10 protein-coding genes are annotated in these 10,073 nt (G+C 73.2%); 8 read left to right on the top strand and 2 right to left on the bottom strand.

The genetic code is table 11. From position 1 onward, the window contains the following. The coding region (locus CCN72_RS13980) for a bifunctional adenosylcobinamide kinase/adenosylcobinamide-phosphate guanylyltransferase (protein ID WP_208638001.1) at nt 1-224 on the top strand (224 nt) is incomplete at its 5' end. A 26-nt stretch (nt 225-250) separates the two neighbouring features. On the opposite strand, the gene CCN72_RS41525 is transcribed toward CCN72_RS13980, so the two are convergent. Further along, complete coding sequence (locus CCN72_RS41525; protein ID WP_086807809.1) at nt 251-799, bottom strand: methyltransferase domain-containing protein; 549 nt, start codon at nt 797-799, stop codon at nt 251-253. A 136-nt stretch (nt 800-935) separates the two neighbouring features. Between CCN72_RS41525 and cobT the strand changes: the two genes are divergently transcribed. From cobT to CCN72_RS39960, 3 genes are all read left to right on the top strand, one after another. After that, nucleotides 936-2,063 (top strand): nicotinate-nucleotide--dimethylbenzimidazole phosphoribosyltransferase, encoded by a 1,128-nt coding sequence (cobT, locus tag CCN72_RS13970; protein WP_086807808.1) that lies wholly within the window; start codon nt 936-938, stop codon nt 2,061-2,063. A 73-nt stretch (nt 2,064-2,136) separates the two neighbouring features. Further along, the gene (locus CCN72_RS13965) at nt 2,137-3,951 is read left to right on the top strand and encodes a phosphatidylglycerol lysyltransferase domain-containing protein (protein WP_202441662.1); all 1,815 of its coding nucleotides are present in this window, start codon (nt 2,137-2,139) and stop codon (nt 3,949-3,951) included. A 24-nt stretch (nt 3,952-3,975) separates the two neighbouring features. Next, on the top strand, nt 3,976-4,698 hold the full coding sequence (locus CCN72_RS39960) for a hypothetical protein (protein ID WP_158101351.1): 723 nt from the start codon (nt 3,976-3,978) through the stop codon (nt 4,696-4,698). Here the strand turns inward: CCN72_RS39960 and CCN72_RS13955 are convergent. Continuing rightward, nucleotides 4,635-5,402: a hypothetical protein gene (locus CCN72_RS13955; RefSeq protein ID WP_085564372.1), complete on the bottom strand. Its 768-nt coding sequence runs from the start codon at nt 5,400-5,402 to the stop codon at nt 4,635-4,637. The two genes, CCN72_RS39960 and CCN72_RS13955, sit on opposite strands and share 64 nt — an antisense overlap. A gap of 64 nt (nt 5,403-5,466) precedes the next feature. On the opposite strand from CCN72_RS13955, the gene CCN72_RS13950 reads away from it, so the two are divergent. The 4 genes from CCN72_RS13950 to CCN72_RS13935 form a co-directional block, all read left to right on the top strand. After that, nucleotides 5,467-6,261 carry an adenosylcobinamide-GDP ribazoletransferase gene (locus CCN72_RS13950; protein ID WP_086807807.1) on the top strand — a complete coding sequence of 265 codons (795 nt, stop codon included), beginning with the start codon at nt 5,467-5,469 and terminating at the stop codon, nt 6,259-6,261. A gap of 280 nt (nt 6,262-6,541) precedes the next feature. Then, nucleotides 6,542-8,086 carry a leucyl aminopeptidase gene (locus tag CCN72_RS13945; protein WP_086807806.1) on the top strand — a complete coding sequence of 515 codons (1,545 nt, stop codon included), beginning with the start codon at nt 6,542-6,544 and terminating at the stop codon, nt 8,084-8,086. Nucleotides 8,087-8,356: 270 nt separating this feature from the next. Next, the gene (gene lpdA, locus CCN72_RS13940) at nt 8,357-9,745 is read left to right on the top strand and encodes a dihydrolipoyl dehydrogenase (RefSeq protein WP_086807805.1); all 1,389 of its coding nucleotides are present in this window, start codon (nt 8,357-8,359) and stop codon (nt 9,743-9,745) included. A 60-nt stretch (nt 9,746-9,805) separates the two neighbouring features. After that, nucleotides 9,806-10,073 (top strand): biotin/lipoyl-containing protein (locus CCN72_RS13935; protein ID WP_341868877.1); only part of this gene is annotated, 268 nt, incomplete at its 3' end.

Here is a 10,073-nt window from a genome sequence, read left to right as displayed (position 1 = left end):
AGAAGGCGCTGCGGGAGCGGTTGCGGGAGTTGACGGAGGCGGTGCGGTGCGCGCGGCGGACGGTGGTGGCCGTGTCGAACGAGGTGGGCTCGGGGATCGTCCCCGCGACGGCGTCCGGGCGCCGGTACCGGGACGAACTGGGGCGTCTGAACGCGGCGTTCGCGGCGGAGTGCGAGCAGGTGCTGCTGATCGTGGCGGGGCAGGCCGTGGTCCTGCGGGGGTGAGCCGAACAGCTCCGTGAGGTGCGCGGTCAGCCTTGGTGCGGCCGCGGCTGCGCGATGTCCTTCCGGGCCACGAACCGGTGGTGGTGGAGGAACGGGATCCGGAAGGTGCCGGGGAGGACCGCGCAGGCCAGCGCCTCCACGTCGGCCGGTGACCAGCAGGCGCCCAGGACGAGGTGGCCGCCGGGGCGCAGGACGGTGAACGCCGCGTCGAGTTCGGCCTCCGGAGCGTGCGGCGGCGGCCCGAGGACGCTCACCACGTCATAGCGGGCGCGCAGCCCCGGCGCCACATCGGCCAGCCGGCCCCGGTACGCCTCCTCCACCCGGTCCTCCGCCAGCGCCCGCCGCACGCGGTCCGTCGGGTCGATGCCGTCGAAGCTCGTGTAGGGGAAGTACCGCTTCGCCGCCTCCGGGAAATGGCCGTATCCCGTGTCCACATCCAGCCAGCTTTCCGGTTCGGGGAGCCCGGGGAGCGAGGACAGCGCACGGGCGGTGAGCCGGTGCCGGATCCGGGCCAAGTGGTGTTCGTAGAAACTGCGTCGGAGGAGGGGCTTCAGCGTGCGGGGCGAGGTCGGCATGGACGGCGACTCCCTGTGCGACATTTCGCGGCAAAACGGAACGTATGGGATGGCGATCTTGTACGCAATGACATCGCCGGGTCGTGGTGGCGATGTGGCGCGGAACCGTTCGCCCGCTGGCGGTACTGTTCGGCGAATGAGCAGGATTGATCTGGACGACTTCACCGATCTGATCGAGCGCCCGGACGGGGGCGTGCGCCGTGACGCCGAGACCCGGCGGGAGCGCCAGATCGTGCCGCCGGGGGCGCTGGGGCGCCTGGACGAGCTGGGCGAGTGGCTGACCGCCGCGCAGAGCGCCGTACCGGTACGGACGGTCGAACGGCCGCGGCTGATCCTCTTCGCCGGCGACCACGGCATCGCCGAACTGGACGTCTCGACGCGGCCCGCGGGCGGCGCGCGGGAGCTGGTGCGCAACGTGCTGGAGGGCGCGAGCCCCGCCGCCGTGCTGGCGCGCCGGCTCCAGGTGCCGGTCCGGGTCGTGGACATGGCCCTGGACTGCGACCCGGGCGACCTCCCCGAGGACGTCGGGCGGCACCGGGTGCGGCGCGGCAGCGGTCGTATCGACATCGAGGACGCGCTCACCGCGGAGGAGGCGGACGCCGCGCTGCGGGCCGGTATCGCCGTGGCCGACGAGGAGGCCGACTCCGGTACGGACCTGGTGGTGCTCGGCGACATCAGCGTGGGCGGCACCACCGCGGCCGCGGTGCTGATCGCGGCGCTGTGCGGGACCGACGCGTCGGTGGTGACCGGCCGGGGCGGCGTCGCGATCGACGACCTCACCTGGATGCGCAAGTGCGCGGCGATCCGGGACGCGCTGCGCCGGGCGCGGCCGGTGCTCGGCGACCAGGCGCAGCTGCTGGCCACGGTCGGCGGGGCGGACCTCGCGGCGATGACCGGGTTCCTGCTCCAGTGCGCGGTGCGCAAGCTGCCGGTGATCCTGGACGGCGTGGTGAGCGCGGCGTGCGCGCTGGTCGCGCAGCGGGTCGCGTTCCGGGCTCCGGACTGGTGGCTGGCGGCGCACGACAGCGGGGAGCCGGGACAGGCGAAGGCGCTGGACCGGATGGCCCTGGAACCGCTGCTCCAGCAGGGCGTGAAGGTCGGCGAGGGCACGGGCGCGCTGCTGGCACTCCCCCTGGTGCAGGCCGCGGCGGCACTGGCCGCGGAGATGCCGGAGCGGGAGCCGGAGGCCGACAAGGAGCCGGAGACCGCCGCGGCGGACACGGAGCCGGCGGCCGACGGGGAGCCGGCGGCCGGGGAAGCGTAGTCGGCGGGAAACAGCCGGCCCCGAGAGGCGATAAGTGCCGTTCGTTCAGGCAACCCCCATATGATCCATCACCATGGGAGATGCCCGGATTGCCACCCCGCCGCGCGTGGTGGCGGAGCGGTCGGTCGAAGCGGAGCGGTCGGGTGCGGCCGGGCGGCGGTCGGGCGGGGTGTCCTCCAAGGCCGCCGCTTTCGCCGTCTGGTACCTGCGGGTCGTCGCGTTCATCAACTTCCTCACCGCGGTGTGGGTCTCGCTGTACCAGGACGTGCGCCGGCACAACCAGGACGACTTCTTCACGCCGTACCTGCTGACCGCCGGCTTCGCCTCCGGGGTGTTCACCGCGTTCCTGGCGATCACGATGCGGCGCCGCAAGCGCGCGGCGTGGATCCTCAACCTCGTGCTCAGCGGCGTCTTCCTCGCGCTGTTCGCGTTCGCCATGGCCTTCCCCGAGATCCACCGGTACGCGCAGAACTGGGTGTCGCTGGTGCTGACGGCCGCGTTCGTCGGGGCGCTGCTGGTGGGGCGGCGGGAGTTCTACGCGAAGGGCGACCGCGCCAACCCCCGGCTCGCGGCCACCGTCGCCGTCGGCGGCGGGCTGGCCGCCAGCCTGCTGGCCGGGCTGCTGGTGACGGCCACCAACCAGGCGCCGGACGCGGCCCGTTCGACGTTCTGGGAACGCTGGCACTACGGCACCCTGCGCCTGGTCTCGGTCTCCGCCGACGAGCGCCACTTCCCCGGCATCGCCCCGCCCACCTGGGCCAACGTCGTCATCAATGTGCTCAGTACGGCCCTGGTACTCGCCGTGTTCTACGCCGCCTTCCGCTCCCGGCGCGCCGTCGACCCGCTCACCGCGGACGACGAGCGGCGGCTGCGGGCGCTGCTGGAGCGGCACGGCGAGCGGGACTCCCTCGGCTACTTCGCGCTGCGCCGGGAGAAGAGCGTGGTGTGGTCGCCGACCGGCAAGGCGGCCGTCGCCTATCGCGTGGTCGGCGGGGTGAGCCTCGCCTCCGGGGACCCGCTCGGGGACCCCGAGGCCTGGCCGGGCGCGATCGTGCCGTGGCTGGCACAGGCGCGGGAGCACGGCTGGATCCCGGCGGTGATGGGGGCGGGCGAGGAGGCGGGCACCGTCTACCACCGGCACGGCCTGGACGCGCTGGAGCTCGGCGACGAGGCACTCGTGGAGGTCGCCGACTTCACCCTGGAGGGGCGGGCGATGCGCACCGTGCGGCAGGCGTACAACCGGGTGCGGCGGGCCGGGTACGAGGTGCGCGTACGGCGTCACGAGGACATCCCGGCGGCCGAGATGGCGCTGCTGGTCGAGCGCGCGGACGACTGGCGGGACGGGGCGACCGAGCGCGGGTTCAGCATGGCGCTGGGGCGGCTCGGGGACCCGGCGGACGGCCGGTGCGTGATGCTGGAGTGCACGGACGCCGAGGGCCGGCCGCGGGCGCTGCTGTCCTTCGTGCCCTGGGGCCCGAGCGGGCTGTCGCTGGACCTGATGCGCCGCGACCGCGCCTGTGAGAACGGGCTGATGGAGTTCATGGTCATCGAACTGCTGCGGCGCGCCGGCGAGATCGGGATCACACAGGTCTCGCTGAACTTCGCGATGTTCCGCTCGGTCTTCGAACGTGGTGCGCGGCTCGGCGCCGGACCGGTGCTGCGGCTGTGGCGCTCGCTGCTCAGCTTCTTCTCCCGCTGGTGGCAGATCGAGTCGCTGTACCGCGCCAACGCCAAGTACCGGCCCATCTGGGAGCCGCGGTTCCTGCTCTTCGAGAAGAGCGCGGACCTGCCGCGCATCGGCCTCGCCTCGGCCCGCGCGGAGGGCTTCCTGGAGGCCCCGGGACTGCCCAAGTGGCTGCACCGGGGACGGCTGGGGGCGCGCCGATGACCGTACCGGGGTAGGGATTTTCGCATGGGATCGCTCACTCGCTGGGCCCGCGCCGAGTGGGGACCGCTGTACGGCACCGTGCGCGGGCCCCTGCTGAGACCGCGCCCGTGGGCGATGCCGATGACCACCGCGGCGGTGCTGCTGACCGCGCTGCTCCAGTTCGTGCAGAACCGGCCGTGGGGCTTCCGGCTGGTGCAGAGCCTCGGCGCGGTCCGGGCCGAGGACCCCCTGTGGCTGAGCCTGCTGCGCACCCCCCTGTCGCTGTTCGTGCCCGCCCTCGACCTGCCGGTGTGGGGCGCCCTGGCGCAGATCCTGCTCGTGTTCGGGATCGCCGAGCTGTGCCTGGGCTGGTGGCGCACGCTCCTCATCGCGTATCTCGCCACGCTCGCCGGAACGCTGTACGCGCGCCTCGGCATCACCCTCGGCGCGCACGCCCCGTTCGGGCTGCCGTGGACGGACGCGCAGGTGGTGGACACCGGCCCGTCGGCCGCCGTGGTGGGTCTGGCGGTGTTCGTGGCCTGGCGGCACGGCGCGTACGCCACGACGGGCGCGGTGACCGTGGCGATGGTCGCCGAGGTGCTGCTCAAGGAGAACCTGGCGGGCAAGGAGCATCTGGCCGCGCTGATGGCGGTGGGCTCGCTGTGCCTGGCGGTGGCGGTACGGCACCGCCCCCACCCGCTGCTTCAGCGGCGGCCACCGGGCAGCCGGGCCGGGTCCGGGTCGGGCCTGCCGCCGATCCAGTCCTGAACGGCGCGGCTGCGCGGGGTCCAGCGGCGGTCGTGGCGGTAGGCGCGCAGGGTGGCACGGGCGCGGGCGCGGGGGCGGCGGCCGTAGAAGCGGCGGGCCCAGAAGGAGTCGGGGCGGGCCAGGCGGAGCGCGCCGACCAGCGCGACCAGCGGCACGATCGCGCCGAACACCGCGGTACGCGTCTTGCCCTTGCTCAGGGCGACCAGGGAGAGCACGAAGTTGGCGGCGACGTTGGCGATGACGGTGCCGCGGTCGGTGAGTTCCTCCTGGGTCAGGTCGTTGACGCCGAACGGCACGAACCCGGCGAGCAGCAGCCCCACCAGGGCGGCGGTGAGCACCACGGCCTCGACGCTCTGGCGGCCCTCCTCGGTCCAGTAGACGTCCTGGAGATGCAGGATCAGCGCGAACTCGTCCAGGACCAGGCCCGCGCCGATCCCGAACACCACGGCGGCCAGTGCCCCGCCGGCGCCGTGCCGGTCGCTGGCGACCGCGCCGAAGCCGCCGACGACGGTGAGCACGACCCCGGGGACGACATGGTGGATGTGCAGCCCGCCCGCGCTGACATTGCGGAACGGGCCCTTGCCGGCCCGGATCAGACGGGTGATCACCCGGGTGACGACGAACGTCAGCACGAAGGCGGTGAGGGCGAGCAGCAGCGGAAGCTTGCCCGGCTCGATGATGTTCCGCACCCACCAGTGCCCCATGTGCGCACTTTATCCCCGGCGCCCGGCCGACGGCGGGCCCCGGGCCGCCGGATAACCTGCGCCGATGCGCACGTCCTCGCCGCCCTCGCCCCTCGACGGTCTCCGGTTCGCCTTCGGCACGCTCACCGTGCTGCCCGTACGGGTGCACCGCTGGGACCGCGGGGCCGCGCGCGGGGGCATGCTCGCCGCCGCCCTGGTGGGCCTGGTCGCCGGCGCCCTCTCGGTCGCCCTCGCGCTGCTCCTGCTGCTCCTGGGCGCCGGCCCGCTGCTCGCCGCCGTCGGCTCGGTCGCCGTACCCGCCGTCCTCACCCGCGGACTGCATCTGGACGGGCTCGCCGACACCGCGGACGGGCTGGGCAGCGGCAAGCCGGCCGAGGAGGCGCTGCGCATCATGAAGCGGTCGGACATCGGCCCCTTCGGGGTGCTCACCCTCGTCCTGGCGCTGCTGGCCCAGGTGGCCGTGCTGGCGCAGTCGTACGACGACTCGTGGGCGCGCGGCGCCGCGGCGGCGGTGACCTCCGCGGTGACCGCCCGGCTCGCGCTCACCCTGGCCGCCCGCACCGGGGTGCCGGCCGCGCGGCCCGAGGGGCTCGGGGCGGCCGTCGCCGGGGTGGTGCCGGTGCCGGGCGCGCTCGCGCTGACCGTGCTGTGCACCGCGGGCGCGGGCGCCTGGGGTGCCGAGTCCGGCCCGTACGGCGCCCTGCGCGCCGCGGCCGCCGTGCTGTTCGCGCTCGCCACCGCCGAACTCCTGCTGCGCCACTGTGTGCGCCGCTTCGGCGGGGTGACCGGGGATGTGTTCGGCGCGCTCGCGGAGACGGCCGCGACGGCATCCCTCGTGGTGCTGGCCTTTGGACCCTGACGGAGCGGGCCGCAACTTCCTCGCGCGAGGGGGCACTTGACCATGAAAGGGAAGGTCACAGGGCCTGTCCGGGCGGGCGGTGGGGGCCGCCGCGCCACGTACGGGTGAACACCGGGGGCATGAGCGCGGCGGGGCACGCGCGTACTCTCGTCCCGGGTGCCCGCCTCACAAGGCGGGGGCCCCGGTTGCCACCTGCCCCCAGACCTGGACCTAGGGTCGGCTGTCGGGCCCGGTCGACCCACCCCAAGCAACTTCACATCGGAAGCGAGAATTCACCACCGTGACTGCTCTGACTCTCAGCACCGCCGCGGCGCCCGGCCTGCGGGCCGACGCGATCGTGATCGGTGTCGCCAAGGGCGCCAAGGGACCCGTCGTCGCGCCGGGCGCCGAGGCCGTGGACAAGGCGTACGACGGCAGCCTGGCCGGCGTCCTGGAGACCCTCGGCGCCTCGGGCGCGGAGGGCGAGCTGACGAAGCTGCCCGCCCCGGCGGGCTTCAAGGCCCCGCTCGTGGTGGCGGTGGGCCTGGGCGCGGAGCCGGACACCAAGGACGCGGCGGCCGGTTTCGACGCCGAGGTGCTGCGCAAGGCCGCGGGTACGGCGGCCCGGGCGCTGGCCGGCGCCAAGAAGGCCGCGCTCGCGCTGCCCGTGGACGGCCCCGGTGCCCTGGAGGCGATCGGCGAGGGCGTGCTCCTCGGCGCGTACTCCTTCGACTCCTACAAGGAGAGCAACGGCAAGGCGAAGGGCGCCCGCGCCAAGAACGGCAAGGCCCCGCTGGGCGAGGCCGTGCTGCTCGGCGGCAAGCCGCGCGACGCCGCCCACAAGGGCGCCCTCACCCGCGCCCTCGCGGTCGGCGAGGAACTGAACCGCGCCCGCGACCTGGTCAACACCCCGCCGAACGACCTCACCCCCGCAAGCTTCGCGGGCATCGTGCAGGCCGCGGCCAAGGAGCACGGCCTCAAGGTGCAGGTGCTCGACGAGAAGGCGCTGACCAAGGGCGGCTACGGCGGCATCCTCGGCGTCGGCGGCGGCTCGGCGGCGGCCCCGCGCCTGGTCAAGATCGCGTACACGCACCCCAAGGCCGAGCGGAGCCTCGCCTTCGTCGGCAAGGGCATCACCTACGACTCGGGCGGCATCTCGCTGAAGCCGGCCGGTCACAACGAGACGATGAAGTGCGACATGGCGGGTGCCGCGGCGGTCTTCGCGGCCGTCGTCGCCGCGGCCCGGCTCGGCCTGGAGGCGAACGTCACCGGCTGGCTGGCGCTGGCCGAGAACATGCCGTCCGGCTCGGCGGTGCGCCCGGGTGACGTGCTGCGCATGTACAGCGGCAAGACGGTGGAGGTGCTCAACACCGACGCCGAGGGCCGGCTGGTGCTCGCCGACGCGCTGTGGGCGGCCTCGCAGGAGGCGCCGGACGCGATCGTGGACGTCGCCACGCTGACCGGCGCGATGATGGTAGCGCTGGGCAGCCGGACGCTGGGTGTCATCGCCAACGACGACGCGTTCCGCACCGCGGTGTACGAGGCGGCGGAGGAGACCGGTGAGCCGGCGTGGCCGATGCCGATGCCGGAGCACCTGGCCAAGGGCCTGGAGTCCCAGGTCGCGGACATGACCAACGTCGGCGAGCGCTGGGGCGGCGGCCTGCTGGCCGGTCTCTTCCTGCGCGAGTTCGTGGGCGAGGGCATCACCTGGGCGCACCTCGACATCGCCGGCCCGGCCTTCAACGAGGGCGCGGCCTTCGGGTACACGCCCAAGGGCGGCACCGGCACGGCGGTCCGTACGCTGGTGCGTCTCGTGGAGCTGACCGCCGCGGGTGAGCTGGGCTGACGCCCGCCCGCCGGCTCGGGCCGCGTGGTCCGTATCCCGTCCTCAGGGGCGTGGGTGGCTGCTTCCGCAGCTCCCCGCGCCCCTGAGGCGTGCCCGGAGTGGGACGTCTCACACACCAGCCCGGCGTCTCGTCCGCCTCCAACAAGTGCAAAGATGGAGCCCGGCAGGACAGGGCCCCCACCGAAGGGCCGAAGCATCAAGCGGCCGGACACCAGCCGCCCGCCGGTCATCGGAGATCGGCGCAAGGCGCACATGCATGGAGGACGTGACGTGGCGAACGACGCCAGCACCGTTTTCGACCTAGTGATCCTCGGCGGTGGTAGCGGTGGTTACGCCGCGGCCCTGCGCGGGGCGCAGCTGGGTCTGGACGTCGCCCTGATCGAGAAGGACAAGGTCGGCGGCACCTGCCTGCACCGGGGCTGCATCCCCACCAAGGCCCTGCTGCACGCGGGCGAGATCGCCGACCAGGCCCGCGAGAGCGAGCAGTTCGGCGTCAAGGCCACCTTCGAGGGCATCGACGTCCCGGCCGTCCACAAGTACAAGGACGGCGTGATCGCCGGTCTGTACAAGGGCCTCCAGGGTCTGATCGCGTCCCGCAAGGTGACGTACATCGAGGGCGAGGGCCGGCTGTCCTCCCCCACCTCCGTCGATGTGAACGGTCAGCGTGTCCAGGGCCGTCACGTCCTGCTGGCGACCGGCTCCGTGCCGAAGTCGCTGCCGGGCCTGGAGATCGACGGCAACCGGATCATCTCCTCCGACCACGCCCTCGTCCTGGACCGCGTGCCCAAGTCCGCGATCATCCTGGGCGGCGGTGTCATCGGCGTCGAGTTCGCCTCGGCGTGGAAGTCCTTCGGCTCCGACGTGACCGTGATCGAGGGCCTCAAGCACCTCGTGCCGGTCGAGGACGAGAACTCCTCGAAGCTTCTTGAGCGCGCGTTCCGCAAGCGCGGCATCAAGTTCAACCTCGGCACCTTCTTCCAGAAGGCCGAGTACACCCAGGACGGCGTCAAGGTCACCCTCGCCGACGGCAAGGAGTTCGAGGCCGAGGTCCTCCTCGTCGCCGTCGGCCGCGGCCCCGTCTCCCAGGGCCTCGGCTACGAGGAGCAGGGCGTCGCCATGGACCGTGGCTACGTCCTGGTCGACGAGTACATGCGGACCAACGTCCCGACCATCTCCGCCGTCGGCGACCTGGTCCCGACCCTCCAGCTCGCGCACGTCGGCTTCGCCGAGGGCATCCTGGTGGCGGAGCGCCTGGCCGGCCTGAAGGCCGTCCCGATCGACTACGACGGTGTCCCGCGGGTGACGTACTGCCACCCCGAGGTCGCCTCCGTCGGCATCACCGAGGCCAAGGCCAAGGAGATCTACGGCGCGGACAAGGTCGTCGCTCTGAAGTACAACCTGGCGGGCAACGGCAAGAGCAAGATCCTGAACACCGTGGGCGAGATCAAGCTCGTCCAGGTGAAGGACGGTGCCGTGGTCGGCGTCCACATGGTCGGTGACCGCATGGGCGAGCAGGTCGGCGAGGCCCAGCTGATCTACAACTGGGAGGCGCTGCCGGCCGAGGTGGCCCAGCTCATCCACGCCCACCCGACGCAGAACGAGGCGATGGGCGAGGCCCACCTGGCTCTGGCCGGCAAGCCGCTGCACTCCCACGACTGAGCCCTCGGTCACGGGCGCGACGACACAGACTTCCGCAATTCGTAAGGAGCAACCGAAACCATGGCGGTTTCCGTAACCCTTCCGGCGCTCGGTGAGAGCGTCACCGAGGGCACCGTCACCCGCTGGCTGAAGGCCGAGGGTGAACGCGTCGAGGCCGACGAGCCACTGCTCGAGGTCTCGACCGACAAGGTCGACACCGAGATCCCCTCGCCCGTCTCCGGCGTGCTGGCGTCCATCAAGGTCGCCGAGGACGAGACCGTCGAGGTCGGTGCCGAGCTGGCCCTGATCGACGACGGCAGCGGCGCCCCCGCCGCCGCCCCGGCTCCGG

The sequence above is a fragment of the Streptomyces murinus genome (assembly GCF_002154555.1).
GTDB lineage: Bacteria > Actinomycetota > Actinomycetes > Streptomycetales > Streptomycetaceae > Streptomyces > Streptomyces murinus.
This window is presented reverse-complemented; position numbering and strand designations above follow the sequence as displayed.

Excerpts from the sequence above, each read along its gene's own strand:
- CCN72_RS41525 (WP_086807809.1), bottom strand. The coding sequence starts at position 799 with ATGCCGACCTCGCCCCGCACGCTGAAGCCCCTCCTCCGACGCAGTTTC.
- CCN72_RS13965 (WP_202441662.1), top strand. The coding sequence starts at position 2,137 with ATGGGAGATGCCCGGATTGCCACCCCGCCGCGCGTGGTGGCGGAGCGG.
- CCN72_RS13950 (WP_086807807.1), top strand. The coding sequence starts at position 5,467 with ATGCGCACGTCCTCGCCGCCCTCGCCCCTCGACGGTCTCCGGTTCGCC.
- CCN72_RS39960 (WP_158101351.1), top strand. The coding sequence starts at position 3,976 with ATGGGATCGCTCACTCGCTGGGCCCGCGCCGAGTGGGGACCGCTGTAC.
- CCN72_RS13955 (WP_085564372.1), bottom strand. The coding sequence starts at position 5,402 with ATGGGGCACTGGTGGGTGCGGAACATCATCGAGCCGGGCAAGCTTCCG.
- cobT (WP_086807808.1), top strand. The coding sequence starts at position 936 with ATGAGCAGGATTGATCTGGACGACTTCACCGATCTGATCGAGCGCCCG.